This is a genomic window from Streptomyces sp. CB00455, assembly GCF_001905445.1.
Lineage (GTDB): Bacteria > Actinomycetota > Actinomycetes > Streptomycetales > Streptomycetaceae > Streptomyces.
This window is the reverse complement of record NZ_LIVQ01000001.1, coordinates 1,623,458-1,644,734: the sequence shown is the minus strand read 5'-3', so window position 1 is coordinate 1,644,734 and position 21,277 is coordinate 1,623,458. Positions and strand designations below refer to the sequence as shown.

The following is a 21,277-nucleotide window of genomic DNA, read 5'->3' as shown; positions in this document are numbered from 1 at the left end:
TAAGGATCCAATGACCTCCTCTTCTTCCCCTTCCCAGGACGCGCGGGACGCACAGGACGTGCAGGACTCGCCGAGCTTCACCGAGAGCCTTCGGGCCGATGCCCTGATGGAAGAGGACGTCGCCTGGAGCCACGAGATCGACGGAGACCGGGACGGCGAGCAGTTCGAACGCTCCGAGCGCGCGGCCCTGCGCCGTGTGGCCGGCCTTTCCACCGAGCTCGAAGACGTCACCGAGGTCGAGTACCGACAGCTCCGCCTGGAGCGCGTCGTCCTCGTCGGTGTCTGGACCTCCGGAACGGTGACCGACGCGGAGAACTCCCTCGCGGAGCTCGCCGCCCTTGCCGAAACCGCGGGTGCCCTCGTGCTCGACGGCGTGATCCAGCGCCGCGACAAGCCGGACCCCGCCACCTTCATCGGCTCGGGCAAGGCCCGCGAGCTGCGCGACATCGTCATGGAGAGCGGCGCGGACACCGTCGTCTGTGACGGCGAGCTCAGCCCCGGCCAGCTCATCGCGCTCGAAGACGTCGTCAAGGTGAAGGTGGTCGACCGGACCGCCCTCATCCTCGACATCTTCGCCCAGCACGCCAAGTCCCGAGAGGGCAAGGCGCAGGTCGCGCTCGCGCAGATGCAGTACATGCTGCCGCGACTGCGCGGCTGGGGTGCCTCGCTGTCCCGCCAGATGGGTGGCGGCGGCGGTGGCGGCATGGCGACCCGCGGCCCCGGTGAGACCAAGATCGAGACGGACCGGCGCCGGATCCGCGAGAAGATGGCGAAGATGCGCCGGGAGATCGCGGACATGAAGACCGGCCGCGACATCAAGCGCCAGGAAAGGCGCCGCAACAAGGTGCCGTCGGTGGCCATCGCCGGCTACACCAACGCCGGAAAGTCCTCGCTGCTCAACCGCCTCACGGGCGCGGGCGTGCTGGTGGAGAACGCACTGTTCGCCACCCTCGACCCGACCGTGCGCCGGGCCGAGACGCCCAGCGGCCGGGTCTACACCCTGGCCGACACGGTCGGCTTCGTCCGGCACCTGCCCCACCACCTCGTCGAGGCGTTCCGCTCCACGATGGAGGAAGTCGGGGACTCCGACCTCATCCTGCACATCGTGGACGGCTCGCACCCGGCGCCGGAGGAGCAGCTGGCGGCGGTGCGCGAGGTGATCCGCGAGGTCGGCGCGGTGAACGTGCCGGAGATCGTCGTGATCAACAAGGCGGATGCCGCGGACCCGCTCGTCCTGCAGCGCCTGCTGCGGATCGAGCGGCACTCCATCGCCGTCTCGGCGCGCACGGGCATGGGCATCGAGGAACTCCTCGCGCTCATCGACTCGGAGCTGCCGCGGCCCGAGGTCGAGGTGGAGGCCCTGGTGCCGTACACCCTCGGCTCGCTGATCGCCAAGGCGCACGCCGAGGGCGAGGTGATCTCCGAGGAGCACACCGCGGAGGGCACCCTGCTCAAGGCCCGCGTCCACCAGGAGCTGGCGGCGGACCTGGCACCGTACGCGCTCGCGAAGCGCTGACGGGCCGGACACCCGCGGCGTCCGCTTCGGCTGGACGTCTGAACGTCTGAACGGCCGAGGGCCCCCTGCACCGCAGGGGGCCCTCGGCCGTTCTCACCGCCGCCGCCGGGCTTGAACGGCTCGAACGGCTAGAACAACGCAAACGACTCGATCTGCCCGGTCTGCTTGACGATCTACTTGAACTTCCCGCTCACGGCGTCGAAGATGCCCTTCGCCTCGGGGCCCAGCCGAGGTCCGGCCAGCCAACCCGCCTTGGCCGGGCCGATCGAGGTGTTCGACACCAGCGCCGGCTTGCCGTCCGAGCCCGCCGCGACCCAGCCGCCGCCGGAGGAGCCGCCGGTCATGTTGCAGCCGATGCGGTACATCACCGGCGCTGCCGCCGTCAGCGACAGCCGGCCCGGCTTGTCCGTGCACTGGTACGCCTTCTGCCCGTCGAACGGAGCCGCAGCCGGGTAGCCGGTGGCCGTGAGACCCGACACCTTCGCCACCGCGGGAGCGTTGAAGTCCACCGGGAGCGCCGAACCGACCGTCTCCTCCAGGGACTTGCCGCCACCCTTCTCGGGCGTCACGTGCAGCACCGCGAAGTCGTACGGGGCGCCCGCGCCACCGGTCGGACCGCCGGTCGCGATCCACTGGTCGGAGGTCTGCGCCCAGTCGCTCCACCAGACGCCGTACGGGGCCACCTGCTCGCGGGGCGCGCCCTTGAGCTGCGCCGCCGCCTTGGCCGCGTTGTTGTAGGAGGGGACGAAGGCGATGTTGCGGTACCAGCCGCCGGACTTGCCGGCGTGCACGCAGTGGCCCGCCGTCCACACCAGGTTGGACTTGCCGGGGTGCGCCGGGTCCTTGACCACGGTCGCCGAGCAGACCATCGAGCCCTCGGGCCCGTCGAAGAAGACCTTGCCGGCCTGGGGGACGCTCTGGTGGTAGGGCGCGCTCGCCGCCTTCGCGCTCACGGGCACCGGGGTCGGGTCGGTGACGCCCTGGTCCTTGCCCGCGTCCGGGTCGACGGCCGGCTGCTGCGGCTGCTCCGCGTCACGCATGCGGTCGGAGTCCCACAGGCCCTCGATGACCGGGTTGATGTAGTCGCCCGCCTCGCGGAGCCAGTCCTCCTTCTTCCAGTTCTTCCACGCACCCCCCTTCCACTTCTCCACGTCTATGCCGTGCTCTTTGAGCTTGTCCCTGAGCTGGTCCGGGATCTTGATCCCGTCCGTGCCCGGGAGGCTCGCCGACACGGTCGGCTTGGCGTCGCCGCCGGCCTCCGCGTCGCCGGGGCCGCAGGCGGCGGCGCTCAGCGCGAGAGCGGCCGCGCACAGGGCCGCGGTGACCGGTCGGTTCGGTCGCATGTCTTTCGTCCCCCTGGTGGTGTCGAGGCGTGGAGTGCAGCACCCCACTATGCCGCCGAGGTTGGGGACGGCACAGGCCGGGGGCGCGGTTCCCCGAACCTCGTTCCCCCGGTGCCGGCGCCCCCGGGGACAAGGATCTTGGACCCGCCCGTGATCCGTCGCCGTCACCGTCGTTGGTACGTACGGGGGACGGGGGAGCAGCGTTGATGTTCGAGGCGCAATCCGGAAGGGCAATCCGTGCGGGAGGACCGACACTCGTGGCACTGACCAAGCCGGCCGGGGCCGCGGCCGATGCAGCCGCGGCCGTTGACGCCGACCCTGCCGTCGCGGAGACCGCGTCGCTGGTGCCACCCCGGGGGAGCCGACCAGGCCCCGCCAGGGACGGCGGAGTTGACGACGCACCAGGACTGGCGTGCCCGGCGGAACACGGCGATCGGGCGGCATCGGCGGGCCGAGCCGATCCGTCGGGAGCGGCCGACCAGGGCGAGGCGGCGGGGCCGGGTGAGCTGGCGGGACCGGGGCCGGGAGCGGGAGCGGCGGGCCGGGGTGATCCGTCGGGAGTGGTGGACCGGGGCGAGGCGGCGGGGCCGGGTGAGCCGACGGGACCGGGAGCGGCGGGCCGGGGCGGAATGACAGCTCCGGGACCGGCGGGCCGGAGCGCTCCGGAGCGGACCGGAGCGGCGGCGCGGGATACCGGGCCCGGCGGGGCGGCCGGGAGGCCGGGCGCTGGCGCAGCCCCGGACGGCGTCCTGATCCTGCGCCGGCAGGCGCAACGGGAGTCCGCCGCCCGGACCTACGCACGCTCGCTGCCCATCGTCCCGGTGCGGGCCCGCGGGCTCACCATCGAAGGGGCCGACGGGCGCCGCTACCTCGACTGCCTCTCCGGGGCCGGGACCCTGGCCCTCGGACACAACCACCCGGTCGTGCTGGACGCCATCCGCGGAGTCCTCGACTCCGGAGCGCCGCTGCACGTGCTGGACCTCGCCACCCCGGTCAAGGACGCCTTCACCACGGAGCTGTTCGCCTGCCTGCCGGCCGCCCTGGCCGCCGACGCCCGCATCCAGTTCTGCGGGCCCGCCGGTACGGACGCCGTCGAGGCCGCCCTCAGACTGGTCCGCACCGCGACCGGACGCTCGGGACTGCTCGCCTTCACCGGGGCCTACCACGGCATGACCGCCGGAGCCCTGGACGCCTCGGGAGGAGCCCCCGACGTACGGGTGACCCGGCTTCCCTTCCCCCAGGACCTCCGCTGCCCCTTCGGCGTCGGCGGCCCCGAGGGAGCCGAACTCGGCGCCCGCTGGGCGGAGAACCTGCTGGACGACCCCAAGAGCGGCGTGTCCGCCCCCGCCGGAATGATCGTCGAACCGGTGCAGGGCGAGGGCGGAGTCCTCCCCGCCCCGGACGCCTGGCTGCGCCGGATGCGGGAGCTCACCGCGACCCGTGGCATCCCGCTGATCGCGGACGAGGTACAGACGGGCGTGGGCCGGACCGGCGCGTTCTGGGGCGTCGACCACGCCGGGGTGGTGCCCGACGTGATGGTGCTGTCCAAGGCCATCGGAGGCAGCCTGCCGCTCGCGGTGGTCGTCTACCGCGCCGACCTGGACGTGTGGGGCCCCGGCGCGCACGCGGGCACCTTCCGCGGCAACCAGCTGGCCATGGCCGCCGGTACCGCCACGCTCGCCTTCGTCCGCGAGAACCGGCTCGCCGAGCGAGCGGCCGCGCTGGGGGAGCGGATGCTGACGGCCCTGCGCGGCCTGGCCGCCGCCCAGCCCTGCATCGGGGACGTCCGGGGCCGCGGCCTGATGATCGGGGTCGAACTCGTCGACCCCGACACCGGCGCCGCCGCGCCCGCCCTGGCCGCGGCCGTGCGACAGGAGTGCCTGGACCGCGGCCTGATCGTCGAACTCGGCGGCCGCCACAGCGCCGTCGTCCGCCTGCTCCCCCCGCTGATCCTCACCGACGAGCAGGCCGCCGCGGTCCTGGACCGCCTGGCCGAAGCCATCCCGGCCGCAGCCCGACGCCCCCGCTGACCGCACCCCAAGGACCCCCCATGCCCGATCCCCACCCCACACCCCCCACCCCTTTCCCCGCGACCCCGGTCCACGGCGCCCCTGCCTACGGCGCCCTAACCTCGGGTGCGCCGGCCTCGGGCAGGCCCGGTTCAGGTGCGCCGGCCTCGGTCACGCCCGGTTCGGTTACGCCGGCCCCCGGGACCTCCGCTGCTCCACGTTGTGCGGCCGCGGCCGTTCCCGGGGCCGGGGACCCCGCCCCCGCACACCGCCCCGACACCGGTACCACCGGTCCGGCGCCGTTGCGTGGGCACGCCCCCGCAGGCGGGCCGGGCCCAGGCACGCCCGGTGCCTTGGAGTGGCAGGCTCCCCTCACCCCGGGTTCTGCCGGGCCGGCCCAGCGGTCGTCCTCGTCGGCCGGCCCGGGCGCGGGCCTACCCGAAGTCTCGTTCCGGCTCGAACCCGACGCCGTCCGGCCGGGAGCGCGGTGTGCCGAGCAGGGCGTGGGAGCCCAACAGGGCCTGGGTGAGCGTGACACCGCCACCGCATGCGATGCACAAGAGCCACGGTCGGAGGCCGACGAGCGGCACGTCGGTGAGACGCCTCCCGGGCTGCCCGCCGCGGAGGCGGTACGGGGCCCGAACCCCTTGCCGCCCCTACCCCGCAGGGGAGCCAACCGACCGGACAGCGTGCCCGACCCCGCGGCCGGCGGCAGCCCCGGGCCCGGCCCCGAACCTCGCCCCGCCTCCGCGGGGCAATCGCAGCCAGGCCCCCTGCCGCCCCTGTCCTCCGGGGAATCCCGGCAGGTTGACGGCGCACCCGCCCCGGCGGCCGGCGGCGAATTCCGGTTCGGCCTCGCCCCGGCGGAGCAGCCCGTGGCGCCCCTACCCCTCGGGGGGACGGAGCTGGCATACGGCGCTCCGACCCCGGCGGCCGGCGGCAATCTAGGGGCCGGCCCCGAACCTCGCCCCGCCCCGCCGGAGCAACCGCAGCCGGAACACCACACCCCCGCGGCCGGTACCGAGGCAGCCCCCACCGTGCCCCGGCAGAAGGACGGCACGCCGAGGCCCCGGCCGGCCTGGACGGCGTCCGCCGGAGCGGAGCGGGCCACGCAGCCCGACCTCCTGAACCACCCCGATCCGGCCGTCGCCGCAGACGCCGCCGCAGCGGAGAACCTTCTGCGGTGCTGGGTGCGCGAAGCCGGGCTCCGCAGGCCCGACGGTCCGGCCGGAACCCCGCTGCGCATCCCCCTCCCCGTATCCGGCGCGGCCCTGCTCGTCCCCGTACGGCACTGGTCCCTCACGGGCTGGCACCGCTTCGGCCCCGCCCGGCTGGCCGGCGCGCCCACCACCGCCCCCGCCGTGGACGCCGTCACCCTCGCCGCCCTGATCGCCCGAGAAGGCGCCGGCAGCCACCCCACCGCTCCCGGCGCCCCCGTCGAAGGCCCCGGCAACGCCGGCCTCGTCGGACGGGTCGCCGACTCGGTCCGCCGCACCGCGCAGTTCATCGCCGACCGGCGCAGCCGCCCCACCGCCCCCGCCCCCATCGGCACGGACCGCTTCCTGACCGCCGAACAGTCCCTCCTCCTCGGCCACCCCCTCCAGCCGGACCCCAAGAGCCGCGAAGGACTCTCCGAAGCCGAGAGCCACCGCTACTCACCCGAACTCCACGGCTCCTTCCCCCTGCACTGGTTCGCGATCGCCCCCTCCGTCCTCGCCACCGCCTCCGCCTGGACCGAGCGCGGCCGCCCCGTCCCGGCCGCCCGGCTGCTCGGCCGGCTCGCCCCCGGACTTCCGCTCCCCGACGGCACCACGCCCCTGCCCCTCCACCCCTGGCAGGCCCGTGACCTGCTCGAACGTCCCGCCGTCGCCGTCCTCCGCGACGCCGGGCTCCTGCACGACCTCGGCCCCTACGGCGCCCCCTGGTACCCCACCTCCTCCGTCCGCACCGTCCACCGCCCGGACGCACCCGCGATGCTCAAGCTCTCCCTCGGCCTGCGCATCACCAACTCCCGCCGCGAGAACCTCCGCAAGGAACTCCACCGCGGCGTCGAAGTGCACCGGCTGCTGCGCACCGGCCTCGCCGAGCAGTGGCAGGCCGCCCACCCCGGCTTCGACATCGTCCGCGACCCCGCCTGGGTCGCCGTCGATGCCCCGGACGGCACCCCCGTCCCCGGCCTCGACGTCCTGCTGCGCCACAACCCCTTCCGCTCCGGCGACGACGCCGTCTGCATCGCCGCGCTCACCGCGCCCCGCCCGTGGCCCGGCCGGACCACCATGAGCTCCCGGCTCGCCGAGATCGTCACCGGCCTCGCCGCCGCCACCGGACACACCACCTCGGCCGTCGCCGCCGAGTGGTTCCTGCGCTACCTCGACCACGTCGTCCTGCCGGTACTCGCCTTCGACGCCCTCGCCGGCATCGCCCTCGAAGCGCACCAGCAGAACACCCTGGTCCTCCTCGACCCCGCCGGCTGGCCGGTCGGCGGCCGCTACCGCGACAACCAGGGCTACTACTTCCGAGAGTCACACCGCGCGGAACTGGAGCACCGGCTCCCCGGCATCGGCAGCCTCAGCGACACCTTCGTCTCCGACGCCGTCACCGACGAACGCTTCGCCTACTACCTCGGCATCAACAACGTGCTCGGCCTCATCGGTGCCTTCGGCTCCCAGCGGCTCGCCGACGAACGCGTGCTCCTCGCCGCCTTCCGCCGTTTCCTCGGCAAGAACGCGGACCTCGGCCCGCTGCCCACCCGGCTGCTCGACTCGCCGACCCTGCGCTGCAAGGCGAACCTGCTCACCCGCCTCGGAGGCCTCGACGAACTCGTGGGACCCGTCGACACCCAGTCCGTCTACGTCACCCTCACCAACCCCCTCCACGACTGACGCGTCGGCATCGACGCGGGGAAGAGCCCCATGCCCACCACAGACGCGCCCGCCGGCACCGCCACCCACGCCACCGGCACCATCCGCACCACCCGCGCCCCGGGCGACACGGTCGAACTACGGCTCCCGGCCCAGCTGTTGCCCCTGCTCGCCGAGGCTGAACTCCTTGACTCCCCGGCCACCTGGGGCAGTACCCGCACCCCCGCCGGGATCTTCCGCCTCGAACCCGTACGACCGGACCGCGACCTGGAAATCCTCACCCGCTGGATGAACGACCCCGCGGTGGCGGCCTTCTGGGAGCTCGCCGGTCCCGCCGCCGTCACCGCCGCCCACCTGCGGGCCCAGCTCGACGGAGACGGCCGCAGCATTCCCTGCCTGGGCCTGCTGGACGGCACGCCGATGAGCTACTGGGAGGTGTACCGGGCCGATCTCGACCCGCTCTCCCGCCACTACCCGGCGCGCCCCCACGACACGGGTATCCACCTGCTCATCGGAGACGGCACGAACCGAGGCCGGGGCCTGGGCACCACACTGCTGCGCGCCGTCGCCGGGCTCGTACTCGACAACCGCCCCCGCTGCACACGCGTCGTCGCGGAACCGGACATCCGCAACACCCCCTCCGTATCGGCCTTCCTCAGCTCGGGTTTCCGCTGTCAGGCGGAAATCGACCTCCCCGAGAAGCGCGCCGCCCTGATGATCCGGGAGCGGGCGCTGCGCAATCTCCTCTGACTGCCGCTCCGCGCGCCCGGCCGACCTGACCGCTACGCACCTCTCCCTTCGAAAACTCTGCGCGCCCACAGCAAAGTTCCCGATCTCCGAGGAGTCCCGTGCCGAATTTTCCCGCAGCCCCCGATTCCGCACAGACCCCCGTGCCGCCGTCACCCCAGCACCCCCGCACACCCCCCGAACTCACCCAAGCCCTCTGGGAGTCGGCATCCCGCCGCCTGCTGGCCAAGATGCTCGCCGAGTTCGCCTACGAGGAGATCATCAGGCCCGCCCCCGCCCCCGCCAGCGACATCCCCACCCACACCCCCACCCCCCTCTCCACCCGGTCCGCCCCCGGTGACGCCTGGACCCTGGCCCTGGACGACGGCAGCAGCCTCGCCTTCCGGGCCCGCCGACGCTCGTACGGCAGCTGGCACATCGCCCCCGACACCATCACCCTGACCCCGCCGCCCCCCTCCAGCCGCCCACCCGCTCCTTTCGGCGACCCGTACGCCTTCCTCGTCCGCGCCCGCACCCTCCTCGGCCTCGACGGCACCACCCTCGGCCACCTGGTCCGCGAGCTCAGCGCCACCCTCTGCGCCGACGTCCGCATCGACCACACCGCCCAGAGCGCCGACGCCCTCGCCGACCTCGACTACGCCGCCCTCGAAGGCCACCAGACCGGCCACCCCTGGCTCGTCCTCAACAAGGGGCGCATCGGTCTCTCCGCCTCCGACACCGCCGCCTGGGCCCCCGAGGCCCGCACCCGCCAGCGGCTGCCCTGGCTCGCCGCCCACACCTCCCTCGCGGACTACCGCGGGACCGCCGGCCTCGAGGACCCCGCACGCCTCTACGCCGCCGAGCTCGACCCCGCCACCCGCGCCGCCTTCGACCAGACCCTGCGCGACCGCGGCATGGACCCACGGCACTACCTCTACCTGCCGGTCCATCCCTGGCAGTGGGACGAGGTGGTCCTTCCCCTCTTCGCCCCCGCCCTCTCCTCCGGCGCCCTCGTCCCGCTCCCCGCCGACCCCGACGTACGCCTGCCCCAGCAGTCGATCCGCACCTTCCTCAACCTCACCCGCCCCGACCGGCACAGCGTCAAGCTCCCGCTCTGCGTGTTCAACACCATGGTCTGGCGCGGCCTGCCCGGCGACCTCACCCGCGCCGCGCCCGCCGTCACCGCCTGGATCCATTCGGTGCGCGACGCCGACCCCTTCCTCCGCGACGAATGCGGGGTCATCCTGCTCGGCGAGGTCGCCTCCGTCACCGTCCGCCATCCCGTCTACGACGAGCTCCCCGAAGTCCCCTACCAGTACAAAGAGCTCCTCGGCGCGATCTGGCGCGAACCCCTCGCCGGCCACCTGGCACCCGGCGAGCGCGCCCGCACACTCGCCTCCCTCCTCCACACCGACCCGCGCGGCCGCTCCTTCACCGCCGAGCTCGTCGACCGCTCCGGCCTCGCCCCCACCGTCTGGCTCCAGCGCCTCTTCACCGCCCTGCTGCCGCCGCTCCTGCGCTTCCTCTACCGCTACGGCACCGTCTTCTCCCCGCACGGCGAGAACACCATCGTGATCTTCGACGAGCACGACGTCCCGGTCCGGCTGGCCGTCAAGGACTTCGTGGACGACGTCAACATCAGCGCCGAACCGCTGCCCGAGCTGGACGCACTGCCCGACGAGGTCCGCGCGGTCCTGCTGTCCGAGCCCGCCGACTTCCTGCCCCAGTTCATCCACTCCGGGCTCTTCGTCGGCGTCTTCCGTTACCTCTCGGCCGTGTGCGAGGACCGCCTCGGCGTACCGGAAGACGACTTCTGGTCGCTCGTACGGGCGGAGATCCTGCGCCACCAGGCCCGCTTCCCGGAGCTCAAGGACCGCTACGAACTCTTCGAGCTGCTCGGCGAGCGCATCGGGCGGCTCTGCCTGAACCGGAACCGGCTCTACGAGGACGGATACCGCGACCGCCCCACCCGCCCGCACGCCGTCCGGTACGGCACCGTGCCCAACCCCTTGTACCGGCCGTGAACGCTCGCCGGTGCGCTGACTGTCAGCGGGGCCCCGTAGGGTTGGCAGTGCTATGACGAAGCCCTCCCTCCCCGACCTGCTGCACGCCGCCGTCTCCGCCGTCGGCGGCACGGAGCGGCCCGGCCAGGTGGCCATGGCCGAAGCCGTCGCCGAAGCGATCGACGACAACTCCCACCGGCTCATCCAGGCCGGCACCGGCACCGGCAAGTCCCTCGGCTACCTGGTGCCGGCCCTCGCCCACGGCGAGCGCGTCGTCGTCGCCACGGCGACCCTCGCCCTGCAGCGGCAGCTCGTGGAGCGCGACCTTCCCCGGACGGTGGAGGCACTGCACCCGCAGCTGCGCCGCCGCCCGCAGTTCGCCATGCTCAAAGGCCGGTCGAACTACCTGTGCCTCCACCGCCTGCACGAGGGTGCGCCGCAGGACGAGGAGGAGGGACTTTTCGACCAGTTCGAGGCGGCCGCCCCCACCAGCAAACTGGGCCAGGACCTGCTGCGCCTGCGCGACTGGGCGGACGAGACGGAGACCGGCGACCGCGACGACCTCACCCCCGGCGTCTCCGACAAGGCCTGGTCGCAGATCTCCGTGTCCTCCCGCGAGTGCCTCGGCGCCACGAAGTGCGCCTACGGCGCCGAGTGCTTCGCCGAGGCAGCCCGGGAGCGCGCCAAGCTCGCGGATGTCGTCGTCACCAACCACGCGCTGCTCGCCATCGACGCCATCGAAGGCGCCCCGGTGCTGCCGCAGCACGAGGTCCTGATCGTGGACGAGGCCCACGAACTGGTCTCCCGGGTGACCGGGGTCGCCACCGGCGAGCTCACCCCCGGCCAGGTGAACCGGGCCGTGAAGCGCGCCGCCAAGCTCGTCGACGAGAAGACCGCCGACGCGCTGCAGACCGCCTCCGAGTCCTTCGAGCGGGTCATGGAGCTGGCGCTCCCCGGCCGCCTGGAGGTCGTCCCGGAAGACCTCGGCTACGCGCTGACGGCCCTGCGGGACGCGGCGCGCAACGTCATCTCGGCGATCGGCGCGACCCGCGACAAGTCGGTCCAGGACGAGGACGCCGTCCGCAAGCAGGCCCTGGCCGCGGTGGAGGGCGTCCACGGGGTCGCGGAGCGGATCACCAACGGCTCCGAGTACGACGTCGTCTGGTACGAGCGCCACGACCGGTTCGGCGCCACCCTGCGCGTCGCCCCCCTGTCGGTGTCGGGCCTGCTGCGCGAGAAGCTCTTCGAGGACCGGTCCGTGGTCCTGACCTCGGCCACCCTCAAGCTCGGCGGCGACTTCAACGGGGTCGCGGCTTCCATGGGGCTGTCCCCCGAGGGGGTCGAGGGCGAGGACGTACCGCTCTGGAAGGGCCTGGATGTCGGTTCGCCCTTCGACTATCCCAAGCAGGGCATCCTCTACGTCGCCAAGCACCTGGCCACGCCCGGCCGGGAGGGCACCCGCGGCGACATGATGGACGAGCTCGCGGAACTGATCCAGGCGGCCGGCGGCCGCACCCTCGGGCTGTTCTCCTCCATGCGCGGCGCCAAGGCGGCGGCGGAGGAGCTGCGCGGCCGGCTCGACACGCCCATCCTGCTCCAGGGCGAGGAGACGCTCGGAGAATTGATCAAGGCGTTCGCGGCCGACCCGAAGACCTGTCTGTTCGGGACGCTGTCGCTCTGGCAGGGCGTGGACGTACCCGGGCCGAGCTGCCAGCTGGTGGTCATGGACCGGATCCCCTTCCCGCGCCCCGACGACCCGCTGATGAGCGCCCGGCAGAAGTCGGTGGAGGAGCACGGCGGAAACGGCTTCATGGCCGTCGCCGCCACGCACGCCGCCCTGCTGATGGCCCAGGGCGCGGGCCGTCTCGTACGGGCCACGGGTGACCGGGGCGTCGTCGCGGTCCTGGACCCCCGGCTGGCCACGGCGCGGTACGGCAGCTTCCTGCGGGCCACGCTGCCAGACTTCTGGTACACCACGGACCGCAACCAGGCCCGGCGCTCCCTGGCGGCCATCGACGCGACCGCCCAGGCCGACGGCAAGTAGCGGGCCGCGCACGACGGGAAGTACCAGGTCGCGCGCACAGAACAGCCCCGGGACCGGCGCAGTGGGTCCCGGGGCTGGATCAGGGTGGCGGGGGCCGGGTCAGACCCTCCGCAGTACCGCGACGACCTTGCCGAGGATGGTCGCCTCGTCACCGGGGATCGGCTGGTAGGCGGCGTTGTGCGGGAGCAGCCAGACGTGGCCGTCCTCCCGCTTGAACCGCTTCACGGTGGCCTCGCCGTCGAGCATCGCTGCGACGATGTCGCCGTTCTCCGCGACGGGCTGGCGACGGACGGTGACCCAGTCGCCGTCGCAGATGGCGGCTTCGATCATCGAGTCGCCGACGACCTTGAGGACGAACAGCTCGCCGTCGCCGACGAGCTGGCGGGGGAGGGGGAACACGTCCTCCACCGACTCCTCGGCGAGGATCGGGCCGCCGGCCGCGATCCGGCCGACGAGGGGGACGTAGGACGCGGCGGGCTTGCCGGTGGTGTCCGTGGGCTGCGAGCTGGGCTGGTCGGAGCCGCGCACCTCATAGGCGCGGGGGCGGTGCGGGTCGCGGCGCAGGAAGCCCTTCCGCTCCAGGGCCATCAGCTGGTGCGCGACCGACGAGGTGCTGGACAGGCCGACCGCCTGACCGATCTCGCGCATCGACGGCGGGTAGCCGCGCCGCTGGACCGAATCGCGAATCACCTCGATGACCCTCCGCTGCCGGTCCGTGAGCCCGGAGCTGTCGGCGCGGATGCCTGGAGGTCGACCCGGCAGCGAGCGGGCGGGGCGTACGGGCTCCGCCTCCGGGTTCACGTGTGCGTCGTTCATGGCATGCACCGGCTCAAGTCGGCTCTGGGAGCGGTTCTGGGCAGTGATGGTGGCACTGTCTGCGGTGGTGGTCACGTCGGCCCCTCTCGAAATGTTCTCCCTAGCTGGACAACGGTAGTAGCTTTCGAAAGGTTGCGCCAAACACACGTTCGAGTGAAAAATCGCAGATCGCCCCGTCCGGGCTCAGCGTGCGGTGTATAGACGATCGGCCGACCGAACGCGGGTTCGGCTCGGCGCGCGGTGCTTACGGTACCCTTCCCGGTCGGGTCGCCACCTTCCGGGTCCGGCCCCAGTGTGGCACCGCAGACCCCCGTATCCGGCTGTCGGACGCTGCGACACGCGGAGCTCGGTGAATCCACCGCAACCCAAGATCTAGTGGTTGGATGAGCGCTGCCACCCAGAAGTTGTGGTCCCCGGTCCGCCGAGGTCCCCGGCATCGCATATGCTGGTGGCTGCTTCACGAGGTCCCGGACAGAGCCTGTTTCTGTCCTTGAGGAGCCCTGTGAGGTGATTCAGTCGTGCCGAGAAGGAGGGTGAGGGAACCATGCACTGCCCCTTCTGCAGGCACCCCGACAGCCGGGTCGTCGACAGCCGCACCACGGACGACGGCACGTCGATCCGCCGGCGCCGTCAGTGCCCCGACTGCTCCCGTCGCTTCACGACGGTGGAGACGGCCTCGCTGATGGTGGTCAAGCGCAGCGGGGTGACCGAACCCTTCAGTCGCACCAAGGTCATCTCCGGCGTGCGCAAGGCGTGCCAGGGACGGCCGGTCACCGAGGACGCCCTCGCCAAGCTCGGCCAGCGGGTCGAAGAGGCGGTGCGCGCCACCGGGAGCGCCGAGCTGACCACCCATGACGTGGGACTGGCCATACTCGGCCCCTTGCAGGAGCTCGACCTGGTCGCGTACCTGCGCTTCGCGTCCGTGTACAAAGCGTTCGACACCCTTGAAGACTTCGAGGCCGCCATCGCGGAACTGCGCGAGCAGCGGCCTCATGAGTGCGAGCCCCGGGGAACCGGTCCGGTCCCCGTGCCCGCCTCCGCCGCCGGCTGACCGGACGGCCCGTGGCGCGGTGCTCACGCACCGCGACGCGGCCGGTCGGACCGGGGGCGCCTCCCGGCGGCAGTCGGGGGCGACGAGACGTAGAAACAGACACACAGCACCGTGCCGCGGAATAGCGATGGCACTTTAGGGCGTTTTTGCCCGCATATGGGAGGCGGCATGACAGAGACGGCGAGCAGCTCGGCACGTGGTTCCCGCGCCAAGGGGACCAAGGCCGCCAAGGGCGGCCTGCGGATCGAGCGCATCCACACCACCCCCGGCGTGCACCCCTACGACGAGGTGAGCTGGGAGCGCCGTGACGTCGTCATGACCAACTGGCGCGACGGCTCGGTCAACTTCGAGCAGCGTGGCGTCGAGTTCCCCGACTTCTGGTCGGTGAACGCGGTCAACATCGTCACCAGCAAGTACTTCCGCGGCGCGGTGGGCACCGTGCAGCGCGAGACCGGCCTCAAGCAGCTCATCGACCGGATCGTGAAGACCTACACGAAGGCCGGAGAGGACTACGACTACTTCGCGTCGCCCGCCGACGCGGAGATCTTCGAGCACGAGCTGACCTACGCCCTCCTGCACCAGATCTTCAGCTTCAACTCCCCGGTGTGGTTCAACGTCGGCACCCCCCAGCCGCAGCAGGTCTCCGCCTGCTTCATCCTGGCCGTCGACGACTCCATGGAGTCGATCCTCGACTGGTACAAGGAAGAGGGCATGATCTTCAAGGGCGGCTCCGGCGCCGGCCTGAACCTCTCCCGCATCCGCTCCTCCAAGGAGCTCCTCTCCTCCGGCGGCAACGCCTCCGGCCCCGTCTCCTTCATGCGCGGCGCCGACGCGTCCGCTGGAACGATCAAGTCGGGCGGCGCCACCCGCCGCGCGGCCAAGATGGTCGTCCTGGACGTGGACCACCCGGACGTCGAGGCCTTCATCGAGACCAAGGTGAAGGAAGAGGAGAAGATCCGCGCCCTGCGCGACGCGGGCTTCGACATGGACCTGGGCGGCGACGACATCACGTCCGTCCAGTACCAGAACGCCAACAACTCCGTCCGTGTGAACGACGAGTTCATGACGGCCGTCGAGAACGGCGCCGAGTTCGGCCTGCGTGCCCGCATGACCGGCGAGGTCATCGAGAAGATCGACGCCAAGGCGCTCTTCCGCAAGCTCGCCGAGGCCGCGTGGGCCTGCGCCGACCCGGGCATCCAGTACGACGGTGTGATCAACAACTGGCACACCTGCCCCGAGTCCGGCCGGATCACCGCGTCGAACCCGTGCAGCGAGTACATGCACCTGGACAACACGTCCTGCAACCTCGCCTCGCTGAACCTGATGAAGTTCCTCGACGACGACGGCAAGGGCAACCAGTCCTTCGACGCCGAGCGCTTCTCCAAGGTCGTCGAGCTCGTCATCACCGCGATGGACATCTCCATCTGCTTCGCGGACTTCCCGACGCAGAAGATCGGCGACAACACCCGCGCCTTCCGCCAGCTGGGCATCGGCTACGCCAACCTCGGCGCCCTGCTGATGGCCACCGGCCACGCGTACGACTCGGACGGCGGCCGCACCCTCGCCGCCTCGATCACCTCGCTGATGACCGGTACGGCCTACAAGCGCTCCGCCGAGCTGGCCGCCATCGTCGGCCCCTACGACGGCTACGCCCGCAACGCCGAGTCGCACAAGCGCGTCATGAAGCAGCACGCCGACGCCAACGCCGTCGCGCCGCGCACCGAGGACCTGGACAGCACGATCTGGGCCGCGGCCACCGAGGCCTGGCAGGACGTCCTGCGCCTCGGCGAGAAGAACGGCTTCCGCAACTCCCAGGCCTCCGTCCTGGCGCCGACCGGCACCATCGGTCTCGCGATGTCCTGCGACACCACCGGTGTCGAGCCGGACCTGGCCCTGGTCAAGTTCAAGAAGCTCGTCGGCGGCGGCTCGATGCAGATCGTCAACGGCACCGTCCCGCAGGCCCTGCGCCGCCTGGGCTACCTGGAGGAGCAGATCGAGGCGATCGTCTCCCACATCGCCGAGCACGGCGTCGTGGTCGACGCCCCGGGCCTGAAGACCGAGCACTATTCGGTGTTCGACTGCGCCATGGGCGAGCGCTCCATCTCCGCGATGGGCCACGTCCGCATGATGGCCGCGATCCAGCCCTGGATCTCCGGCGCGATCTCGAAGACGGTCAACATGCCGGAGACGGCGACCGTCGAGGAGATCGAGGAGATCTACTTCGAGGCGTGGAAGATGGGCGTCAAGGCGCTCGCGATCTACCGCGACAACTGCAAGGTCGGCCAGCCCCTCTCCGCCAAGAAGAAGGAGGAGGAGAAGGCCGAGGTCACCGCCAAGACGGAGGAGACCATCCGCGCCGCCGTCGAGAAGGTCATCGAGTACCGCCCGGTCCGCAAGCGCCTCCCCAAGGGCCGCCCGGGGATCACCACCTCCTTCACGGTCGGTGGAGCCGAGGGCTACATGACGGCGAACTCCTACCCGGACGACGGTCTGGGCGAGGTCTTCCTGAAGATGTCCAAGCAGGGCTCGACCCTCGCGGGCATGATGGACGCCTTCTCGATCGCCGTCTCGGTGGGTCTGCAGTACGGCGTTCCGCTGGAGACCTACGTCTCGAAGTTCACGAACATGCGCTTCGAGCCGGCCGGAATGACGGACGACCCGGACGTGCGGATGGCGCAGTCGATCGTCGACTACATCTTCCGTCGCCTGGCGCTCGACTTCCTGCCCTTCGAGACCCGCTCGGCCCTCGGCATCCACACCGCCGACGAGCGCCAGCGCCACCTGGAGACCGGCTCCTACGAGCCCCTCGAGGAGGAGCTGGACACCGAGTCCCTGGCCCAGTCGGCCCCGCTGGCCGCGGTGCCGTCGGCCCCCAAGCCGGTCGCCGCTCCGATTCCGGCTCCGAAGACGGCGCACAGCAGCGCCGAACTGGTCGAGATGCAGCTCGGCGTCTCCGCCGACGCCCCGCTCTGCTTCTCCTGCGGTACGAAGATGCAGCGCGCCGGCTCCTGCTACATCTGCGAGGGCTGCGGCTCCACCAGCGGCTGCAGCTGACGGCTGAGCACGGCGGCTGAGTAGCCGAGGGAGCGGGGACCGGCGTCATGCCGGTCCCCGCTTCGTCGTCGTGCAGGGGCATGCGGTGATCCAAGGACGCGGCGCCCGGACGGGGAGACGGCGGAAAGCCGGTTGGAGCACAGGACGGCCGGGCCGATCATGGTGGGGGCCGGAGCGGGTGGCGCGCCGGCCTGTCGTGGTGGGAGACGGGGGAGCCATGTGGAGCGGTGACGAGCTGGATCTCGGTGCGTACCTGGAGCGGATCGGACTGGGCGGGCCTGGACCGGGCGAGTCCGGACCGGGCGGGCCGGACGCGATGGAGCGGCCAGACGGTCCCGGCGCAAGCGGTCCGGGTGCTCCCGGCGCAAGCGGCAGGGGCGGTGCGCGCGGCCGGGAACTCCGGCCGGATCTGAAGACGTTGTTCGCGGTACACCGGGCCCACACCGGTGCGATCACCTTCGAGAGCCTGGACGTCCTGTTCGGCCGCCCCGTCGCGCTGGACGTCCACGCGCTCGAGGACAAGCTCGTGCACGCCGGCCGCGGCGGCTACTGCTACGAGCAGAACTCGCTGCTGGCCGCCGCCCTGGAACGGCTCGGTTTCGAGGTCTCGGGGCGCGGCGCCCGCAACCGCACCCGGGGGGACGTCCTGACACCGGTCACCCATGCCGTCCTGGTCGTCACGGTGGAGGGACAACCGTGGCTGTGCGACGCCGGGTTCGGCTACCAGGGAACTCGCGAACCGGTCCCGCTGGCCCGGCCCGGCCCGGAGGTGCGGCAGGGGGAGTGGACATACCGCGTCCGTGAGGAGGAGGACGGCGTCCTCGTCCTGTGCCTGCTCCGCGGGGGAACCTGGCGGGACCTGTACGCGTTCTCCCCGCAGCGCTACCACCCGGTCGACTACGTCCTGCTCAACCACTACAGCTCCACGCACCCCCGCTCGGCCTTCATCGGGCGCGTCATCGTCCAGCACCCGGGCGAGGACGTCCGCCGGACGCTGGTCGGGCGCGAGCTCAGCCGGCTCCACCCGGACGGGCGGGTCGATCGGCAGCTCGTCGGGCCCCGTGAGCTGTTGGAGGTGCTCGACGGGGAGTTCGGGCTTCGGCTGCCCGATCGGGATGCGGCGGAACTGGTACGGATCCACCGCGCCGGGGACTGACCCGCGCCCCGCCGGGACCGTACGATGGCGCCGTGCTGGTCAAGTGGATTCGCTGCACGGTGACGGACCGACGCGGGTTCGAGCGCGGGCAGCGAAAATGGGCGGGGCTGCCGGGAGAACCGGGATTCCGGGGACAGGGCGGCGGCTGGAGCCGGGGCCGGCAGGGGGTCGCGCATGTCTTCACCTTCTGGGAGAGCCGCTCCTTCTACGACTCCTTCATGGCCCGCGCGCACGACAGGCTGGCCGCCGCCCAGAACGGCACCTACACCGACCTGCGCGCCACCCTCTTCGACCACCGCTTCGACGTGAAGACCGGTTTCGAGCCGCGCTTCACCGACGCCGATGTGGTCCGGGTCGCGCACACCCGGGTCCGGGAGGGCCGGGTCGACCACTTCGCCCTCATGCAGGAGAAGGTCTGGAACCCGGCCATGGCGGGCTCCCCCGGCATGGTCCGCGGCCTCTTCGGCGAGGCGCCGGGCCGGGAGTTCCTGGTGCTGTCGATGTGGCAGGCGGCCGCCGAGCACGGGAAGTACCGCCAGGAGCGGGTGGAACGGCTCTCCCTGCGCGCCCAGATCCAGGCCGATGTCGAGGCGCTCACCGGTGACGTCGTCGACCTCGAACCGTCCTGGACGGTATGACCGTACGACGAATGGACAGCTCCACCGGCGTGCCCGGTCCGCGGGGCCGCCGGTGGCCGAATAGGGTCGTGGGATGGTTCGACCACGGCGCATCGTCCTAGTCCGGCACGGGGAATCCGAAGGGAACGCCGACGACTCGGTGTACGAACGGGAGCCCGACCACGCCCTGCGGCTGACCCGCACCGGGCGCGAGCAGGCTGCCGCGGCCGGTGTACGGCTGCGCGAGTTGTTCGGCGAGGAGACGATCAGTGCGTACGTCTCCCCGTACCGCCGGACCCTGCAGACCTTCCGCGAGCTGCGGCTGGACCCCACGCGGGTGCGGATGCGCGAGGAGCCGCGACTGCGCGAGCAGGACTGGGGCAACTGGCAGGAACGGGACGCCGTACGGCTCCAGAAGGCCTACCGCGACGCGTACGGGCACTTCTTCTACCGGTTCGCACAGGGCGAGTCGGGAGCCGACGTGTACGACCGGGTCGGCTCCTTCCTGGAGAGCCTCTACCGCAGCTTCGAGGCCGAGGACCACCCGCAGAACGTGCTGCTGGTGACGCACGGACTGACCATGCGGCTGTTCTGCATGCGGTGGTTCCACTGGTCGGTGGCCGAGTTCGAGGCCCTGTCCAACCCGGGGAACGGTGAATTCCGGGCGCTGGTGCTGGGCCCGGACGGCCGGTACCGGCTCGACCGCCCGTTTGAGCGGTGGACCACACCCGAGCCCTACGACCTGGACGGCTAGAGTGGCCCGCGATGACCCCTGATTCCACTCCCGAACGGCGCTACGCACGCGCCCTGGCCAGCCTCCGCGGGCTGGCGCTGGGGGACGCCCTGGGCTCCCAGTACTTCGTCCCCGTGAACTACCCGCGCCTCAAGCGCCGCGAACTGCCCTCCGGTACGCAGACGTGGCAGTGGACCGACGACACCGAGATGGCCTGTTCCGTGGTGGCCGTGCTCGCCGAGCACGGCCGCATCGACCAGGACGCGCTGGCGAGCTCCTTCGCCCACCACCACGACTTCGACCGAGGCTACGGGCCCGCCGTGAACCGGATGCTGCGGCTGGTCCGGGAGGGCCAGGACTGGCGCACGCTGGCCGCCGAACTGTTCAACGGGCAGGGCTCGTGGGGCAACGGCGCCGCCATGCGGATCGCCCCGCTGGGCGCCTGGTACGCCGACGATCCCGAGCAGGCCACGCACCAGGCGGAGATCTCCGCCTACACCACCCACCAGCACCGCGAGGCCGTCTGCGGGGCCATGGCCGTCGCCGCGGCGGCCGCCCTCGCGGCCGGCCCGGCCGGCCCGCCCAAGGCCGCCGACCTGCTGGACGGGGTGATCGCCCTGGTGCCGCGCAGCGCGGTGGGCGCCGGGGTGCGCCGGGCGCGGGACATGCTGGACTACGGCGATGCGACCACGGTCGCGGCGGTCCTGGGCTGCGGGCGCCGCACGAGCGCCCACGACACGGTGCCCTTCGCCCTGTGGTCGGCAGCGCGGTCGCTGGACGACTACGAGCGGGCCTTCTGGACCACCGCCCAGGTGGGCGGGGACGTCGACACGACCTGCGCGATCGTCGGCGGCGTGCTGGGCGCGCGCGGCGACGCGGTGCTCCCGGCCGCCTGGCTGGCGCGCACCGAGACCCTGCCGGGGTGGCTTCCGGAAACGGCGCGGTAGCGACCCCCAGGCTGAAAACCGATGGTCGCGGGGCGCGCTCGCCGGATGCGCGGATGCGGGCCGTGCAGCGGTCGAGGGCGGGGTGGGCGCGCGGCACCCTGCCCTTCACGAGTGCGATCATGTGCACGCGGGGGCGGTTTCCCGGCGGGGCCGGATCCGGACCGTACGAGCCGGGCGGTTTCCGATCAGGGGGTTGGTGCCGTCCGGAACCCGGCGGAGTGACGTGCGGTCGGATGCCACGGAGCGTTCGTCGTGGAGGGCGTTCCGGCCGCGCTGATGTACCGCGCGAAGGTGTGCGTAAGCGAATGGTGAGCCGCGGAGATCGCCGAGCCGATCGACCGGGTCATGGCCCTGCCGCCCCGGGTGCGAGCCGCCGTCGGGGGCGCTATGGGGGGGCTCGC

14 protein-coding genes are annotated in these 21,277 nt (G+C 72.3%); 12 read left to right on the top strand and 2 right to left on the bottom strand.

Annotated features, from left to right (window positions below):
* Positions 1-10: 10 nt before the first annotated feature.
* Positions 11-1,516 carry a GTPase HflX gene (gene hflX, locus AMK16_RS07230; RefSeq protein ID WP_073909896.1) on the top strand — a complete coding sequence of 502 codons (1,506 nt, stop codon included), beginning with the start codon at positions 11-13 and terminating at the stop codon, positions 1,514-1,516.
* Between the two features lie 173 nt (positions 1,517-1,689).
* Here hflX and AMK16_RS07225 read toward each other — a convergent pair whose 3' ends face one another.
* Positions 1,690-2,859: a trypsin-like serine peptidase gene (locus tag AMK16_RS07225; RefSeq protein WP_073909893.1), complete on the bottom strand. Its 1,170-nt coding sequence runs from the start codon at positions 2,857-2,859 to the stop codon at positions 1,690-1,692.
* A gap of 629 nt (positions 2,860-3,488) precedes the next feature.
* Between AMK16_RS07225 and AMK16_RS07220 the strand changes: the two genes are divergently transcribed.
* From AMK16_RS07220 to AMK16_RS07200, 5 genes are all read left to right on the top strand, one after another.
* Positions 3,489-4,889, top strand: coding sequence for a diaminobutyrate--2-oxoglutarate transaminase family protein (locus tag AMK16_RS07220; protein WP_079191357.1), 1,401 nt, complete (start codon positions 3,489-3,491; stop codon positions 4,887-4,889).
* An 884-nt stretch (positions 4,890-5,773) separates the two neighbouring features.
* The gene (locus tag AMK16_RS07215; RefSeq protein ID WP_242438657.1) at positions 5,774-7,750 is read left to right on the top strand and encodes an IucA/IucC family protein; all 1,977 of its coding nucleotides are present in this window, start codon (positions 5,774-5,776) and stop codon (positions 7,748-7,750) included.
* Between the two features lie 30 nt (positions 7,751-7,780).
* Complete coding sequence (locus tag AMK16_RS07210) at positions 7,781-8,479, top strand: GNAT family N-acetyltransferase (protein WP_079191355.1); 699 nt, start codon at positions 7,781-7,783, stop codon at positions 8,477-8,479.
* A 98-nt stretch (positions 8,480-8,577) separates the two neighbouring features.
* A complete protein-coding gene (locus tag AMK16_RS07205) occupies positions 8,578-10,479 on the top strand; it encodes an IucA/IucC family protein (protein WP_073909890.1) in 1,902 nt (633 codons plus the stop codon).
* 52 nt (positions 10,480-10,531) lie between these two features.
* A complete protein-coding gene (locus tag AMK16_RS07200) occupies positions 10,532-12,502 on the top strand; it encodes an ATP-dependent DNA helicase (protein WP_073909888.1) in 1,971 nt (656 codons plus the stop codon).
* A gap of 99 nt (positions 12,503-12,601) precedes the next feature.
* Here the strand turns inward: AMK16_RS07200 and lexA are convergent, their stop codons facing one another.
* On the bottom strand, positions 12,602-13,393 hold the full coding sequence (lexA, locus tag AMK16_RS07195; RefSeq protein ID WP_073909886.1) for a transcriptional repressor LexA: 792 nt from the start codon (positions 13,391-13,393) through the stop codon (positions 12,602-12,604).
* Positions 13,394-13,862: 469 nt separating this feature from the next.
* Here lexA and nrdR point away from each other — a divergent pair, with 469 nt between their 5' ends.
* From nrdR to AMK16_RS07165, 6 genes are all read left to right on the top strand, one after another.
* Positions 13,863-14,369, top strand: a complete 507-nt coding sequence (nrdR, locus tag AMK16_RS07190) for a transcriptional regulator NrdR (RefSeq protein ID WP_073909884.1) — start codon at positions 13,863-13,865, stop codon at positions 14,367-14,369.
* Between the two features lie 168 nt (positions 14,370-14,537).
* Positions 14,538-17,423, top strand: coding sequence for a vitamin B12-dependent ribonucleotide reductase (locus AMK16_RS07185; protein ID WP_073910715.1), 2,886 nt, complete (start codon positions 14,538-14,540; stop codon positions 17,421-17,423).
* A 418-nt stretch (positions 17,424-17,841) separates the two neighbouring features.
* Positions 17,842-18,579, top strand: coding sequence for an arylamine N-acetyltransferase family protein (locus tag AMK16_RS07180; RefSeq protein ID WP_242438623.1), 738 nt, complete (start codon positions 17,842-17,844; stop codon positions 18,577-18,579).
* Between the two features lie 32 nt (positions 18,580-18,611).
* Positions 18,612-19,217 carry a YdbC family protein gene (locus AMK16_RS07175; protein ID WP_073909881.1) on the top strand — a complete coding sequence of 202 codons (606 nt, stop codon included), beginning with the start codon at positions 18,612-18,614 and terminating at the stop codon, positions 19,215-19,217.
* Between the two features lie 73 nt (positions 19,218-19,290).
* A complete protein-coding gene (locus tag AMK16_RS07170) occupies positions 19,291-19,950 on the top strand; it encodes a histidine phosphatase family protein (RefSeq protein WP_073909879.1) in 660 nt (219 codons plus the stop codon).
* Positions 19,951-19,961: 11 nt separating this feature from the next.
* On the top strand, positions 19,962-20,876 hold the full coding sequence (locus tag AMK16_RS07165; RefSeq protein ID WP_073909877.1) for an ADP-ribosylglycohydrolase family protein: 915 nt from the start codon (positions 19,962-19,964) through the stop codon (positions 20,874-20,876).
* Positions 20,877-21,277 lie beyond the last annotated feature (401 nt).